The sequence below is a fragment of the Streptomyces sp. SudanB182_2057 genome (genome assembly GCF_964272715.1).
Classification (GTDB): Bacteria; Actinomycetota; Actinomycetes; order Streptomycetales; family Streptomycetaceae; genus Streptomyces; species Streptomyces rubradiris.
Map to the genome: position 1 here is coordinate 2,429,995 of NZ_OZ186798.1, position 14,811 is coordinate 2,444,805.

Consider the following 14,811-nt stretch of genomic DNA (forward strand, 5'->3'; position numbering starts at 1 on the left):
GGGGATACGAGGTGGGTGAGGTGGGTACGTACCGGGCGACGCGGCGAATCGCCCGTACGAGTACCGTATGAAGTGGGTACGTCCGCATGTGCCGGGTTCTCGGCGGGCGGACGGCGCGGTCGGTGAGGACGTCCGCGGGCAGCCCCCCGCGAGGGAAGGTGGACCATGGGTCTGATGGACAACATGAAGGCCAAGCTGGGCCCGGCCAAGGACAAGGTCTCGGACCTCGCTCGGCAGCACGGGGACAAGGTCCAGCACGGGATCGACAAGGCCGCCAAGGCCGTCGACGAGCGGACCAAGGGCAAGTACAGCGACAGGATCCAGGCGGGCACGGGCAAGGCCAAGGAGGCCATGGACCGCCTCGCGCACAAGAACGGCCCCACGGGCACACCGCCGCCCCCCGACCCGGCGACTCCGACCCGCCCGGAGGGACCACCGCCGACTTCATGAGGAAGTCCGGTACATGAGGGAGTTCAGGACCAGGTAGCGACCAGGTACCCCACGCCGTACGGCGCGTCCTCGTACAGCAGGGTGCCGGTGAGGCGGACCCCGTGCGCCGCGCCGGCGAGGATCTGCCAAGGGGCGCGCCCGGCCGCCTTCAGTTCACGGGCGAGCGCGGGGTCCAGCGCCCGCAGGGCCGCCAGGTCCGCGGCCCCGAGCGCCCGCGCCGCCTCCGCGTCGAAGGGTGCCGCGCGCTCGTCCAGATACCCGGGTGCCTTGAGGGTGCGGCAGGCGCTGGCGTCGCCCATCACCAGCAGTGCCACGCGTTCGGCCCGGCCGGCCAGTTCCCGGCCGGTCTCGGCGCACCGCTCGGGTTCCAGCGTGTCGGCGACGCCGAGCCCCTCGATGGGGGCGTCCGCCCAGCCGGTCCGCTCCAGCAGCCAGGCGCCGACGGCCAGCGAGGCCGGCAGCTCGCGCTCCAGGGGGGCGTCGGTGGCGGGGCCCAGACGCACGTCCACGTCGGCCCCGAACCCGCGGAACGTGCCCGGGGTGCCCTGTGGGAACGGGCCGCGCCCGCCCGGCTCGGCGGTGCCGAGGACCACCAGCAGGTCGGGGCGGGCGGCGGCGAGCACGCCGAGCGCGTCCGAGCAGGCCGCGCGGGCGGCGTCCAGTTCTGGTGCGGCACCCGTGGCGACCTCGGGCACGAGCAGCGGAGGGCAGGGACAGACTGCGGCGGCGACAAGCATGGTCGGCAGGTTAACTCCCCGCGCCGACCGGCCGGGCACCACCCTGGGTCACCGAGGATGTACGGCCCGGATGCCCGGGTACCCGTACGACTTCAGACGCCCGGGCACCCGTACGACCTCGGGCGCCCGGACCCTCGTACGACTCCAGGCGCCCGGGCCCCCGTACGGCCCTTGCGCGGGGCAGGAGTCAGTCGCAGCCGCAGCCGCTGCCCGCGGTCACCGGGAGCGGCTCGGGCACGCCGATCTTCGGCAGGCCCAGCATCACGCCCGCCGGCTTGGCGGCCTCCGCCGCGTTGCGCTTCTCCCAGGCGTCGCCCGCGCGCGTACGACGCACGGCCAGTACCGGGCCCTCGGCGAGGAGGTGGTGCGGGGCGGCGTAGGTGACCTCGACGGTGACGACGTCGCCGGGGCGGACCTCCTGGTCGGGCTTGGTGAAGTGGACCAGGCGGTTGTCGGGGGCGCGGCCGGAGAGGCGGTGGGTGGCGCCGTCCTTGCGGCCCTCGCCCTCGGCGACCATCAGCTCCAGCGTGCGGCCGACCTGCTTCTTGTTCTCCGCCCAGGAGATCTCCTCCTGGAGGGCGACCAGCCGTTCGTAGCGCGCCTGGACGACCTCCTTGGGGATCTGGTTCTCCATGGTCGCGGCGGGGGTGCCGGGGCGCTTGGAGTACTGGAAGGTGAACGCCTGGGCGAACCGGGCCTCGCGGACGACGTGCAGCGTCTGCTCGAAGTCCTCCTCGGTCTCGCCGGGGAAGCCCACGATGATGTCGGTGGTGATCGCGGCGTGCGGGATGGCGGCCCGCACCTTCTCGATGATCCCGAGGTACCGCTCCTGGCGGTAGGAGCGGCGCATCGCCTTCAGGACGGTGTCCGAGCCGGACTGGAGCGGCATGTGCAGCTGGGGCATGACGTTCGGGGTCTCGGCCATGGCCGCGATCACGTCGTCCGTGAAGTCGCGCGGGTGCGGGGAGGTGAAGCGGACCCGCTCCAGGCCCTCGATGTTCCCGCAGGCGCGCAGCAGCTTGCTGAATGCCTCGCGGTCGCCGATGTCGGAGCCGTAGGCGTTGACGTTCTGGCCGAGCAGCGTGATCTCCGAGACGCCCTCGCCGACCAGGGTCTCGATCTCGGCGAGGATGTCGCCGGGGCGGCGGTCCTTCTCCTTGCCGCGCAGCGCCGGGACGATGCAGAAGGTGCAGGTGTTGTTGCAGCCGACGGAGATCGACACCCAGGCCGCGTAGGCGCTCTCGCGGCGGGTCGGCAGCGTGGAGGGGAACGCCTCCAGGGACTCGGCGATCTCCACCTGCGCCTCCTCCTGGACGCGGGCGCGCTCCAGCAGGACGGGCAGCTTGCCGATGTTGTGCGTGCCGAAGACGACGTCCACCCAGGGCGCCTTCTTCACGATGGTGTCGCGGTCCTTCTGCGCGAGACAGCCGCCGACCGCGATCTGCATGCCCGGGCGCGACGCCTTCCTCGGCGCGAGCCGGCCGAGGTTGCCGTAGAGCCGGTTGTCGGCGTTCTCCCGGACCGCGCAGGTGTTGAAGACGACGACGTCGGCGTCCCCGTCCGCGTCCTCGGGGGCCCGCACGTATCCGGCCTCTTCGAGCAGCCCGGCCAATCGCTCGGAGTCGTGGACGTTCATCTGGCACCCGTAGGTGCGGATCTCGTAACTCTTGGGGGCGGGAACGTCCACTGCCGGGCTCCGGTCGCTGCTGCTGGTCATGCGTTCCAGGGTAGGCGGTCCATGGCGGCCGGTGTCCCGGGAGTTCCCAGGTGGCACGGCCGCCCGGCACGGCGGTCAGGGACGATGACACACCCGCCCCCGCCGCCTGTGACGGCAGTCACACATGTTTGCCGGAGCGGCGTTCACCAAGGCCACGCGGGCAGGAGAGGTTTTCCGCCAAAGGGCGACCGAAAGCCCGGGCGGGCGTGTGCAAAAGGGCGGGCGACCTGCTTAGGTGGGTCGGCAGCTTGCCCCCGGGACACGGCCGGTATCCGTACCGGCAAAGCCATTCCGGAGTCACACCGGACCACTTCACCGACGAGGAGGTCTCCGAGCGAGTGAGACGCCCAAGCGAGTCCGCCGTCGCCCCCGCCGCGTCCGGAACGGGGAGCCGCCGCAGCCGTTCCGGCCGGTGAGAACAGCGAACGGGGGTGACGTCAGGTGAGGAGAACGAGCGAGCATACGGCGCTGCAGCGCAGGTGTGCCGCGATCCTGCGGGATCTCGGGGTGGACCGGTCACTCACCCTGGAGGAGCTTCGCGCGCGGGTGGAGGAACTGAGAGGCCGTCCGCTCGTGCTCCGGGAGCTGCCCGAGCAGGCGGCGGCCACCGGGGCGTGCGGGCTGTGGCTGGGTACCGAGGACGCCGACTACGTGTTCTACGAGACCAGGACCGCTCCCTTGCACCAGGAGCACATCATCCTGCACGAGATCGGCCATGTGCTGTGCGATCACCACCGGAGCTTCACGGACGACGGCGAGCCGCCGGCCGGCCGGCTGCCGGAGGTTCCCACGCCCCATCTCGTCAGGCGGCTGATGGCCAGAACCAGTTACACGACCACCGAGGAACAAGAAGCCGAGATGATCGCCAGCCTGATCCAGAGCGCCGGGAAGACCGGCCGGGTGGCGGGCCCCCTGGGACGCCTCGGCGCGTTCCTGGGGGTGACCGCCGATGCCGGTGAGTGAGCTGGCGGCCCGGGTCGGACTCGCCAGCGTCGTCGCTCTGTGGTGCGCCCTGGTCTGGCGGGCGCGCCCGGCGCTGCGCGAGCCGCGGCTGCGGGGGCTGTGGATCACCGTGCTGGCGGCGGCCACCGCGATCACGCTCTTCCAGCGGGGGGTCGTCACCGCGCTCACGTCCGCCGGCGTCGACGTCCACACGGTGTCGCTGGCGCGCAATCTGATCGGGGTCCTCAGCGCGGGGCTGGTCCTGCTCTTCGTGGTGGACTGCCGCCGCTCCCCGCGGCTGCGCCGCTCGGTGGTGGTGGGGCTGACGACGGCCCTGGCGGCGCTGCTCGTACTGGATCTGCTGGGGGCCGGTGAGCCGATCGGGGCCGCCTCCGCGCAGCGGCCCGCGTCCGCGACGGCCGCCTACTGGCTCATCCTCAGCGTCGCCCACGTGCTCGGCGACGCCGTCGCCCTGGTGGTGTGCTGGCGCTACAGCCTGCGCACGACGGGACGCGATCTGGTGTGGTCGCTGCGGCTGTTCGCGGTGGGCAGCGTCCTCGCCCTGGTCTTCTGGTGCGGTTACCTCGGCCACCTCTACGGCCTCGCGCCGGCCGTGCTGCCGTGGCTGTCCATGGTGATGGGGGCGCACGGCTTCCTGCGGGCGGCGTCGCTGCTGGTGCCCACCGCGACCGCGCTGGCCCGGTCGGCCGCCGCGCTGCGGACCTCCTGGCGGCTGTGGCCGCTGTGGCGGGACCTGGTCACGGCGGTCCCCCACGTGGCGCTCGCCAGGCCCCGGCGCACCCGGCTCCAGGAGGTGCTCCGGCCGCGCTACCCACCGGTGCTCCAGGCACACCGGCAGACCATCGAGACGTACGACGCGCTGCTCACGCTCCAGCAGTACGTGCGGCCGGACGCCTACGAGCAGGCGCACCGGCACGCCCGGCGGGCCGGGGTGCCGGAGGACCGCCTCGCCTGCGCGGCGCTGGCCGGCGCGGTGGGCCAGGCCCGCCGTGCCGTGCTCGTCGGGGTGCCGCCGTCCGACCCGCGCCCGCTGCCCGGGGTCACACACGGCAATTCCGAGACCCTGCTGGGAATCGCCCGCATGTGGCCCGCCATGACCGACGCACTGCCCTGCCACGCACAGCCGTCTCCGGCCGCGGGCCACGCGGAGACGCGCTGACGGGGGCGGAGCTCAGTGAGAGCGACGCTGAGGGTCGGGGGACTCAGCGGGAGCGACGCTGAGGTTTGCGGAACTGGGCTAGAACACGCGGGCGGTGACCGAATCCGACGGGACCGACGCTGACGGTGCGGAACCCGGTGGGACCACACGGGCGGTGAGGGAAGCGGGGACACGCTGACGGCGGCGGGACCCGCCCGGACCGGGGTGCCGACGCCTGGGCGAGCCGTACCGCTGTGCCACCCGGACCCCACCGACCCACGGTGCCGCCGCCCCGACCCGGCCGAACCGCAGAGCCGCCGCCCCGACCCGGCCCAACCGCAAGGCCGCCGCCCGGACCCAGCCGGACCACGCTGACGAGCCCCGGTCCCGGCCGGACCGCGCTGACGGCGTCCGGAGTCGGTCGAAGCGACGTCGGCGGTGGTCCGGACTGCCGGGGCGGGGCGACGGTGCCCGGCTCAGCCGAGGGTGGCGCCGCGTGGCGTGATGCGGTAGTCGAACCCGAGCGTCCCGGGGTCGAGGGCCGTCGCCCCGCCGTCCACGGTGAGCACCGCTCCGTTGACGTAGGACGCCGCCGGGGACAGCAGCCAGGCGATCGCCTCCGCGACCTCGCGGGGCTCGCCGGGCCGACCCTGGGGCAGCAGCCTGGTCGCCTCCGCGTAGGCGTCCTCCAGGCCGCCGGGCAGCCGCTCCTCCTCCGCGAAGCGGACCATCCGCCGGTCGGCCATCTCGGTGCGCACCCATCCCGGGCACACCGTGTTGGCCCGCACGCCCTGCCGTCCGTAGTCCACGGCGACGGAACGGCACAGCTGGAGCAGGGCCGCCTTGGAGGTAGCGTACGGGGCGTTGCTCGTGCCGTTGCGCAGCGCGGACACCGAGGCGACGGCGACCACCGCGCCCTTGGACTCCAGCAGGTGCGGGATCGCCGCGCGCAGCAGGAGCAGCGGGCCGGTGAGGTTGGTGCGCATCACGTCGTCCCAGTCGCGCAGCGACATGTCGCCGACGGCTCCGCCGCGCCCGATGCCCGCGTTCAGCACCACTCCGTCGAGCCGTCCGTGCGCGTCCAGGGCGGCCCGGACGAGTCCCTCGACCGCTTCGGCGTCCCCGATGTCCGACGGATGCGCCAGCGCGCCGGTCTCCTTCGCGAGGCGCTCCAGGGGCTCGGTCCGCCGACCGGAGACCACCACGTGGTGCCCGGCCTCGCCGAGCAGCCGGGCCGTGGCCTGTCCGATGCCGGAGCCTCCGCCGGTCACGATGACAACCCTCTTGTCCTCCACCAGTTCCGGTCCCTTTCACCAAGATCGACGAGTGCGCCCAGCGGCTCCGAGCTTAGGGCCCGGTGATCTTGGAGTGACGACTTCCGGCCAGCGCCCCGGGAGCGGCGGGACATCCTCTCCGTACGGCCGCATCCGGTACCGGCGCCGATACCCGGGCGTCGCGAACGACTGCCCGGATCCGGGGCGGGTACGGCCCCGCGAACGTGCGGCGACCAGCCGGACACCGGGTCCGACGGCCGCCCGGCCCCGCGCCGCGCACCCGCCTCCGGTGACCGCTCGGCCCTCCGACCCAGACCGGCTCCCGCCCTGTCTCCGGCTCCGGCTCCGGCCCCGGGACCGCCCGCATCACGACCGAACCAGCGACTTCACGCCGAGTTGGTGGTCCGGACCGCCGGGCGTCCGTGGCGGCGCGGGGCTCGCCGCCGCGCTCCTGGGCAGCGGTCGACGCGGCCGCAGGCCCCCGGGCGGTGGGCGCCATACCGGTCGTCGTCGGCAGAATCCGTGTGCGCGATGCCCCGCGAATCGTAAGATCGGGCATCTCGTGGGGGGAGGTGGTCAATGAACAGGCGGCGCCCTGACACGCCGACGCTGGAGGAGGTGGCCGCCCGCGCAGGAGTGGGCCGGGGCACGGTCTCCCGCGTCGTCAACAACGCGGCGGGGGTGAGGGAATCGACGCGCCAGGCCGTGCAGCAGGCCATCGCCGAACTGGGGTACGTGCCCAATCTCGCGGCCCGGACCCTGGCCGGCCGGCGTGCCGACGCGGTCGCGCTGGTCGTGACGGAGCCGGACTGGCGGCTGTTCGCGGAGCCCTTCTTCTCGGAGATCGTCAGCTCGCTCGGCGACGCGCTGGCCGACACCGGGATGCAGCTGCTGCTGACGATGGTCCGCTCGGACACCGAACGCAAGCGCTTCCTGGAGTACGCCCGCGGCGGCCGGGTGGACGGCGCGCTGCTGGTCTCGGTGCGCGCCGACGACACCCTGCCGGACATGCTCGCCGAGGCCCGACTGCCCACCGTCATGCTGGGCCGCCGCTCGGGCGACGAGCACGTCAGCTACGTCGACGCGGACAACGCCGGCGGCGCCCGCAGCGCGGTCACCCATCTGCTGGCCACGGGCCACAAGGCGATCGCGACGATCACCGGGCCGCTGGACATGTACGTCGCCCAGTCCCGGCTGCGCGGCTACCGCCAGGCGCTCGCGGCGGCCGGGCTGAGCACCGACGAGTCCTGGATCGCCGAGGGCGACTTCACCGAGGAGAGCGGCCGGCGCGCCATGGCCCGGCTGCTGGAGCGGCACCCGGAGATCGACGCGGTGCTCGCCGCGTCGGACACCACGGCGGCCGGCGCGCTGATGGAGTTGCACGCGACGGGACGCCGGGTGCCGGAGGACGTCGCCATCATCGGTTTCGACGACTTCCCGCTGGCCGAACAGACCGAGCCCCGCCTGACCACGGTCCGCCAGCCGCTGGCGGAGATCGGCCGGGCGATGGTCCGGCTCCTGCTGGAGGAACTGGAGGAACCGGCCGTGGCCTGGCGCCATGTCATCCTCCGCACAGAGCTGATACGACGCGACTCGGCCTGACGCCGCCGCCGAGCCCCGGAGCACGGCCCGAGGACGGACAACGCCGGGCGACCGGGGCCCGGCCGGCGGAACGGCTGAGCCAGGAGGCGACGGCTGAGCCAGGAGGCACGGAACGGCCGAGCGACGACGGCTCGGCTGAGCGAGGGGGCACGGCACAGCCGAACGAGGGGGCACGGCACGGCCGAGCAACCGGGTCCCGGCTCGGGGCTACGACCCGTACACGCGGTGGTTGCCGAGCGCTCGGCGGTGCGGTGGCCGCGCCCACCCTCGGCGGCCTTCCGGGGCTGGGGGCTTCGCGCTGGTCCAGGTGGGGCCATGGGGTCCCTCCCGAGCCCCGCCCACCCCCACCAAGCCCCCCGGACCGGCTCCCGCCCCCGCCCGGAGAACCCCGTCGTTCCCCTCCCGTGAGCCGGTCGGCACCCCCGCTCCCGGGAGCGCTCCCAGAAATCGCCGCCTTCCGAAACTATCGGCACCCCCCAGCCACCTGCGCCTTCGAAACCTCTTCGACACATTGCCGTCCAACACCTTGTCAGGGACATGAACTCTCCCTACAGTCCCTGCCCAACGGAGGTAATGGGAGCGCTCCCATCTGCGCGGGAGCGCTCCCGCATCCGACCGTCCCCGAGAGGACCCGCATGCGACCGTCAACGCACCCCGTCCGTGGAGCGAGTGGTCTGGTCGGCGCGCTGCTCGCCGCGCTCGCCGCACTGGCGGCCCTGCTCACCACGGCCCCGGCGGCCCAGGCCGACACCGCGATCTGCGAACAGTACGGCTCGACGACGATCCAGGGCCGCTACGTCGTCCAGAACAACCGCTGGGGCACCAGCGAGACCCAGTGCATCAACGTCACGGACAGCGGCTTCCGGATCACCCAGGCCGACGGCTCGGTCCCGACGAACGGCGCCCCGAAGTCGTACCCGTCCGTCTTCAACGGCTGCCACTACACCAACTGCTCGCCCGGGACCAACCTTCCGGCCCAGCTGAGCACCATCTCCAGCGCGCCCACCGGCATCTCGTACTCCTATGTGAGCAACGCGGTGTACGACGCGGCGTACGACATCTGGCTCGACCCCACGCCCCGTACCGACGGCGTCAGCCGGACCGAGATCATGGTCTGGTTCAACAAGGTGGGCCCGATCCAGCCGGTGGGCTCGCAGGTCGGCACGGCCACCGTGGCCGGGCGCCAGTGGCAGGTGTGGTCCGGCAACAACGGCTCCAACGACGTGCTGTCCTTCGTCGCCCCGTCGGCGATCACCAGCTGGAGCTTCGACGTCATGGACTTCGCCCGGCAGGCCGTCGCCCGCGGGCTGGCGCAGAACAACTGGTACCTGACGAGCGTGCAGGCCGGCTTCGAGCCCTGGCAGAACGGCGCCGGGCTCGCCGTGAACTCGTTCTCCTCCACGGTCAACACCGGCGGCAGCGGCCCGGGCGGCCCCGGGACCCCCGCGGCCTGCGAGGTGACGTACGCGACGAGCGCCTGGCCGGGCGGCTTCACCGCCGACGTCACCGTCGCCAACACCTCCGCGACCCCGGTCGACGGCTGGCGGCTCGCCTTCACCCTGCCCTCCGGACAGCGCGTCACCAGCGCCTGGAACGTCGGGATCACGCCGTCGTCCGGCGCGGTCACGGCCACGAACCTGGCTCACAACGGGCAGATCGCGGCCGGCGGCCGGGTGGCCTTCGGCTTCCAGGGCGCCTACAGCGGCACCTTCGCCGAGCCCACCGGGTTCAGCCTCAACGGAACCGCCTGCACCACCGCGTGACGCAGCCCCCCGCGTCCCGTCCCCCACGCACCCACCCCGAGGAGCGCACATGACAAACCCACCGGACGGCACCCTCCCGGGGCGTACCGCCCGTCCGATCCAACGGAAGGAGAGAATCGTGGCCCGACGCGGCAGGCTCCTGACGGTCGTGGCGGCCTTGTCGACCCTGCTGGCCGCGCTCGGCCTGGCCCTGCTGGGACAGGGCAGCGCCAAGGCGCACGGCGTGGCGATGCTGCCCGGCTCCCGTACCTATCTGTGTTACCTGGACGGCCACACGGGGACCGGCGGGATGAACCCGACCAACCCCGCCTGCAAGGACGCGGTGGCCAAGAGCGGCGGGACACCGCTGTACAACTGGTTCGCCGTGCTCGACTCCAACGCCGGTGGCCGCGGCGCCGGTTACGTCCCGGACGGCACCCTGTGCAGCGCCGGCGACCGGTCGCCGTACGACTTCTCCGCGTACAACGCCGCTCGCTCGGACTGGCCGCGCACCCACCTGACCAGCGGGGCGACGATCAAGGCGCAGTACAGCAACTGGGCGGCGCACCCGGGCAGCTTCCGGGTGTACCTCACCAAGCCCGGCTGGTCGCCGACCAGTGCGCTGCGCTGGGCCGACCTCGACCTGATCCAGACGGTCACCAACCCGCCCCAGCAGGGCTCGGCCGGCACCGACGGCGGCCACTACTACTGGGACATGCAGCTGCCCGCCGGGCGCTCCGGTGACGCCCTGATGTTCATCCAGTGGGTCCGCTCGGACAGCCAGGAGAACTTCTTCTCCTGCTCCGACATCGTCTTCGACGGCGGCCACGGCGAGGTGACGGGCATCGGCGGCTCCGGCACCACGCCCACCCCGGCGCCCACGCCCACCCCGACTCCGACCCCGACGCCCACCCCGGACCCGACGGACCCGCACACCGGTTCCTGCATGGCCACCTACTCCGTGGTCAGCGCGTGGAACGGCGGCTTCCAGGCGTCCGTCGAGGTGATGAACCACGGCACCGCCCCGCTCGACGGCTGGTCCGTGGCCTGGAAACCGGGCACCGGCACCAAGATCAGCAGCGTGTGGAACGGAACGCAGTCCACGGCCTCCGACGGCACGGTCACGGTCCGCAACGCGGATCACAACCGGGTCATCGCGGCCGACGGCAGTACCACGTTCGGCTTCACCGCCACCTCCACGGGCAACAACCTGCCCGCCGGATCGATCGGTTGCGTCACGGCGCAGAGCACTTCCTGACGGCCGCGCACGCCAGGCGCCGCCTCCCCGGCCCGCACCCGGGGAGGCGGCGCTTTTCCGTCTGCCGACGGCCACGGCCCGCCTGCCGGGACCCGCTGTCCTGATCCGGCCAGCCGGATGGCGGCGTTGACAAAGCGGACGCGCACGACAAAGCATTGCTGGGCACGTCTACGGCACCTCAATAGTTCCGGGCGGCACACGCGGCCCGTCGTCAAGGCAGGTACCGATGACTACGAACCAGTTGTTCGCGCTCTTTTGCGACCTCGCCCTCATTATCGTGCTCGCCCGGATACTGGGCGCCGCGGCGCAGCGATTATCCCAGCCCGCGGTCATCGGAGAGGTGCTCGCGGGAATTCTGCTCGGCCCCACTTTCCTGGGCCATTCCGTGCCGGAATTCCTGTTTCCCCCCGAGGTACGGCCGATGCTCACCGCGCTCGCCGATGTGGGCATGGCCGTATTCATGTTCATCGTGGGTCTGGAACTGGACCGGAAGATCCTGCGCGGCACCGGACGGCTGGCCGTCACCGTGGCGGTCTCCTGCATCCTGCTGCCGTTCGGACTCGGCACGCTGCTCGCCCTGGGGCTGGCCGACGACCACGCCCAGGGGCACCGGCTGGGTTTCGTGCTCTTCATGGGCACGGCGATGTCGGTGACCGCTTTCCCGGTGCTGGCCCGGATCCTCACGGACCGGAGGATGCAGCACACCCCGATCGGCGGGCTGGCGCTGGCCTGCGCCGCGATCGGTGACGTGCTCGCCTGGTGCATGCTCGCCGCCGTGGTGGCCCTGGTCGGCGGAGGGGGTGGCGACCAGTGGCTCCTGCTGCTGCTCGTGCCGTACGCCGGCGTGATGGTGTGGGTGGTCCGTCCGCTGCTGCGCAGGCTGGTCGCCGCCGCCGGCTCCCGGCTGACCCCGGCGGTGCTGACGGTCGTCCTCGCGGGGCTTCTCGTCTCGGGCGCGATCACCGAGCGGATCGGCCTGCATTTCATTTTCGGCGCTTTCCTTTTCGGCGTGGTGATGCCGAAGGAATCCGAATCCACCGAGCGGCTGCGCGCGGACATCGTCGACCGGATCGGCGATGTGAGCGGCCAGTTGCTGCAACCGGTCTTCTTCATCATCGTGGGCCTGAAAGTCGATCTGTCGGATCTGGGCGGGTCGGGCTGGCTGGACTTCGCGCTCATTCTGCTCGTCGCGGTCAGCGGGAAATTCGTCGGAGCGTTCCTGAGCGCCCGGGCCTTCCGTGTGACGGCGCGCCAGTCGGCGGTTCTCGCCACTCTCATGAACACCAGGGGCCTCACCGAACTCATCATTCTGACCGCCGGTCTGCAACTCGGCGTCCTGAACGAGCGCCTGTACTCGCTGATGGTCGTGATGGCGGTCGTGACGACGGCGATGGCCGGTCCGCTGCTCGCCGTCCTGCGGCCGCGCGCCCTGGCCGACCAGGACCCCGTCATCCCGGTCCGCAACGCCCAGTCACCGGTCACCAAGCGCTGAGCCCGCACGATCTGGGCCCACCGGGGCGGGCCCGCCGCGGTACCGGGTCGGCCCTCACCGCCCCGAGTCCGCCCCGTACGCGCCCAGTTCGGTCCGTATCTCGCGCCGCGTCCGCCGTAGCCGACCCCACAGGTCGTCGATGCTCGCCCGTACGGCCTCGGGCGAGTCCCCGGCGCGCGGGATGCCGTCGTCCAGGCGCCGGACCATGCCGTACACCGCCCCCAGGTCGTGGCTGAGGTCGGCCACCAGGTCCAGCACCCGTTCCGGCAGCCGCATCTGGGCCTCGGCGTACACGTCCCGGTACTGGTCGCGCGCCTGGGTGAGCCGCTGCCGTACGGTCCGCAGTTCCTCGTCCCGGCCCAGCGCGTGCACCTGGTCGGTGAGCGCGGCCAGGTACTGCCGGGCGGAGGCGTTGAGGGCCACGGAGCAGGCGCGCAGTTCCTGGGCGTGCCGGCGCCGTTCCCGTACCCGCTCGACGAGGTCCAGTTCGCGCCGCCGGCCGCGGTCGGCGGCGCGCTGGGTCAGCAGCGCGGACAACAGCGTCCCGACGACTCCCACGACCGCGACCACGGGCGCGGTCGCTTCCCCGAGGTCCACCCCGCCTCCACCCCGTAGTTCCGCCACGTTCAGGTAAGCACCGGTATCCGGCCCGGTGAACGGCCGGCCCGGACCTCGCCCGGTGTTCGCCCCGGCACCGACCGGGCGGAACCTCCGGACCGGCGCCCGCGGCCGGATTCCGGCCGTGCACCGGGGCCGACGGGTCCGGGCCCCGGCCTGCCGGACGGCGCCCGGAAACCCGGTGGAGGTTCCCGCTCCGCCCTGCCTACAGTCGCGGGATGACCACACGGACCTTCCGCATCACCGTCCGCGGCGCCTTCGACGGCCTCACCGAAGCCCAGCGCGCCGCCCTCCTCGCCGACGCCGCCGAACACGACGTCCTGCGCGCCGCGTTCACGCCCGAGGGAACCCTCACCTACGACATCGCGGCCCGGCCCGCCTTCGTCTTCCGGTTCTCCGCCACGGGCGAGAAGGAGGAGGACATCCTCAAGGCGACCGAGCGGGCCGAGGAGGCGGCCACGGCCTGGCTCACCGAGCGCGGCTACGGCTACAAGCAGCTGCGGTCCACCGCCGAGGACCTCTTCCAGGCGCCCTTGGGCAAGCGACAGCGCCGCGCCGCCCGGGCGGCCGGCTCCTGAACCGCGCCCATAAACTTGAGCAGTCAAGGAGTCGGCAAGGGAAGGCGGGCGCGATGAGCGAGGAGGCGCTGGACGCGGCGCTGCGGCTGGTACGGGCCCAGACGGCGCTGGTACGGCGCTTCGACGCGCGGCTCGGCGGGCTGCACGGCGTCAGCCTCGCCGACTTCACGCTGCTGCTCCGGCTGGCACAGGCACCCGGCGCCCGGATGCGCCGGGTCGACCTGGCCGAGGCGCTGGGGCTGACCGCCTCCGGGGTCACGCGCGGACTCGCTCCGCTGGAGCGGATCGGGCTGGTGACCCGGGAGCCGGACGCCCGGGACGCGCGCGTGGCGTACGCGGCGCTGACCGGGACGGGCCGGCGGCGGCTGACGGAGATGCTGGCCACGGCCCGGGAGACGGCCGCCGACATCTTCGCCGCCCCGGACTGGCCCCCGGCGGATCTCGCCCGCCTCACGGCCCTGCTGACCCGCCTGGGCGGCACGGGCCTGAAGGGCCTCTGACCCGCACCGCCCGAACCGGCGCCGACGGGGCGGACATACGCGGACGTACACGGACGGGACACTGAACGACCCGGCCCGGCAGGCGTACGCCCACGGGATGCCGAGCGGCCCGGCCCGGCAGGCACGCGCCGACAGGACACCGGCCCACCCCGGCCGACGCTCCCCCGGTGCTCCCCAGCCCCGCGGGTGTGCGTCGGCGGCAGGCCGGTCCACCCCGCCCGGGTGCTGCCGACCGGCCGGTGTCAGGCGCCGTCGCCGCCCGGTATCCAGCCCTGGCGGCGCAGTACGGCGGAGACGTCCGGGGCGCGGTAGTGCTCGCCCTTGAGGACCTTGCCGTCGGCCCGGCGGGCGATCTGTCCGTCCGGGCCGAGCTTGCTCATGTTGGCGCGGTGGATCTCGGCGATCACCTCGTCGAGGTCGATGCCGTGCACCAGGGCCGTGCCGTAGGCCACGTACACCACGTCGGCCAGCTCGTGCGCGAGGTGGTCCAGCGGGCCTCGGACCGAGACCTCGGCGACCTCCGCGGCCTCCTCGGCGAGCAGTTCGCCCCGGTGGGCGGCCAGGCCGGGGTCCACCTCCGTCGGGGTGTCGCGGACGTCGAGGCCGAAGGCGCTGTGGAACTCGTGGACGAGGCGGGCGGGCGAAGTGCTCATGCGGCGACTCTAACGGGCGGCACCGACAACGCCCGCCGGCCGCGATCACCGCGACCCCGCCTCTGGTCACCTCCGGGGCCCTGCTGGCA

General features: G+C 73.1%; 14 protein-coding genes. 9 read left to right on the top strand and 5 right to left on the bottom strand.

Annotated features, from left to right (window positions below):
• The first annotated feature begins 165 nt into the window (after positions 1–165).
• A complete protein-coding gene (locus ACSURM_RS10245) occupies positions 166–450 on the top strand; it encodes an antitoxin (RefSeq protein WP_436954698.1) in 285 nt (94 codons plus the stop codon).
• Between the two features lie 23 nt (positions 451–473).
• On the opposite strand, the gene ACSURM_RS10250 is transcribed toward ACSURM_RS10245, so the two are convergent.
• Together ACSURM_RS10250 and miaB are read right to left on the bottom strand one after the other, a co-directional pair.
• Positions 474–1,187, bottom strand: coding sequence for a class III extradiol dioxygenase subunit B-like domain-containing protein (locus ACSURM_RS10250; protein WP_436954699.1), 714 nt, complete (start codon positions 1,185–1,187; stop codon positions 474–476).
• A 187-nt stretch (positions 1,188–1,374) separates the two neighbouring features.
• Complete coding sequence (miaB, locus tag ACSURM_RS10255; RefSeq protein ID WP_436954700.1) at positions 1,375–2,904, bottom strand: tRNA (N6-isopentenyl adenosine(37)-C2)-methylthiotransferase MiaB; 1,530 nt, start codon at positions 2,902–2,904, stop codon at positions 1,375–1,377.
• A 546-nt stretch (positions 2,905–3,450) separates the two neighbouring features.
• On the opposite strand from miaB, the gene ACSURM_RS10260 reads away from it, so the two are divergent.
• Together ACSURM_RS10260 and ACSURM_RS10265 are read left to right on the top strand one after the other, a co-directional pair.
• Positions 3,451–3,867: a regulator component gene (locus ACSURM_RS10260; RefSeq protein ID WP_436954701.1), complete on the top strand. Its 417-nt coding sequence runs from the start codon at positions 3,451–3,453 to the stop codon at positions 3,865–3,867.
• Positions 3,854–5,026, top strand: coding sequence for an MAB_1171c family putative transporter (locus ACSURM_RS10265; RefSeq protein WP_436954702.1), 1,173 nt, complete (start codon positions 3,854–3,856; stop codon positions 5,024–5,026). The genes ACSURM_RS10260 and ACSURM_RS10265 overlap by 14 nt, the downstream gene beginning before the upstream one ends.
• A gap of 455 nt (positions 5,027–5,481) precedes the next feature.
• Here the strand turns inward: ACSURM_RS10265 and ACSURM_RS10270 are convergent, their stop codons facing one another.
• Complete coding sequence (locus ACSURM_RS10270; RefSeq protein ID WP_436954703.1) at positions 5,482–6,300, bottom strand: SDR family NAD(P)-dependent oxidoreductase; 819 nt, start codon at positions 6,298–6,300, stop codon at positions 5,482–5,484.
• 558 nt (positions 6,301–6,858) lie between these two features.
• Here ACSURM_RS10270 and ACSURM_RS10275 point away from each other — a divergent pair.
• The 4 genes from ACSURM_RS10275 to ACSURM_RS10290 all read left to right on the top strand — a co-directional run bounded on the left by ACSURM_RS10275 (position 6,859) and on the right by ACSURM_RS10290 (position 12,373).
• Complete coding sequence (locus ACSURM_RS10275; RefSeq protein WP_436954704.1) at positions 6,859–7,881, top strand: LacI family DNA-binding transcriptional regulator; 1,023 nt, start codon at positions 6,859–6,861, stop codon at positions 7,879–7,881.
• Positions 7,882–8,516: 635 nt separating this feature from the next.
• Positions 8,517–9,644 carry a GH12 family glycosyl hydrolase domain-containing protein gene (locus tag ACSURM_RS10280; protein WP_436954705.1) on the top strand — a complete coding sequence of 376 codons (1,128 nt, stop codon included), beginning with the start codon at positions 8,517–8,519 and terminating at the stop codon, positions 9,642–9,644.
• A gap of 118 nt (positions 9,645–9,762) precedes the next feature.
• Positions 9,763–10,881, top strand: coding sequence for a lytic polysaccharide monooxygenase (locus ACSURM_RS10285; RefSeq protein ID WP_436954706.1), 1,119 nt, complete (start codon positions 9,763–9,765; stop codon positions 10,879–10,881).
• A gap of 226 nt (positions 10,882–11,107) precedes the next feature.
• Entirely contained in the window at positions 11,108–12,373 is a 1,266-nt protein-coding gene (locus ACSURM_RS10290; protein WP_436954707.1) for a cation:proton antiporter domain-containing protein, read from the top strand.
• A gap of 54 nt (positions 12,374–12,427) precedes the next feature.
• On the opposite strand, the gene ACSURM_RS10295 is transcribed toward ACSURM_RS10290, so the two are convergent.
• Complete coding sequence (locus ACSURM_RS10295) at positions 12,428–12,970, bottom strand: hypothetical protein (protein WP_436954708.1); 543 nt, start codon at positions 12,968–12,970, stop codon at positions 12,428–12,430.
• Between the two features lie 239 nt (positions 12,971–13,209).
• Between ACSURM_RS10295 and ACSURM_RS10300 the strand changes: the two genes are divergently transcribed.
• A complete protein-coding gene (locus ACSURM_RS10300; RefSeq protein WP_436954709.1) occupies positions 13,210–13,569 on the top strand; it encodes a DUF6204 family protein in 360 nt (119 codons plus the stop codon).
• A gap of 53 nt (positions 13,570–13,622) precedes the next feature.
• On the top strand, positions 13,623–14,069 hold the full coding sequence (locus tag ACSURM_RS10305; protein ID WP_436954710.1) for a MarR family winged helix-turn-helix transcriptional regulator: 447 nt from the start codon (positions 13,623–13,625) through the stop codon (positions 14,067–14,069).
• A 242-nt stretch (positions 14,070–14,311) separates the two neighbouring features.
• Here ACSURM_RS10305 and ACSURM_RS10310 read toward each other — a convergent pair whose 3' ends face one another.
• Complete coding sequence (locus tag ACSURM_RS10310; RefSeq protein WP_359046571.1) at positions 14,312–14,722, bottom strand: MazG nucleotide pyrophosphohydrolase domain-containing protein; 411 nt, start codon at positions 14,720–14,722, stop codon at positions 14,312–14,314.
• Between the last annotated feature and the right edge of the window lie 89 nt (positions 14,723–14,811).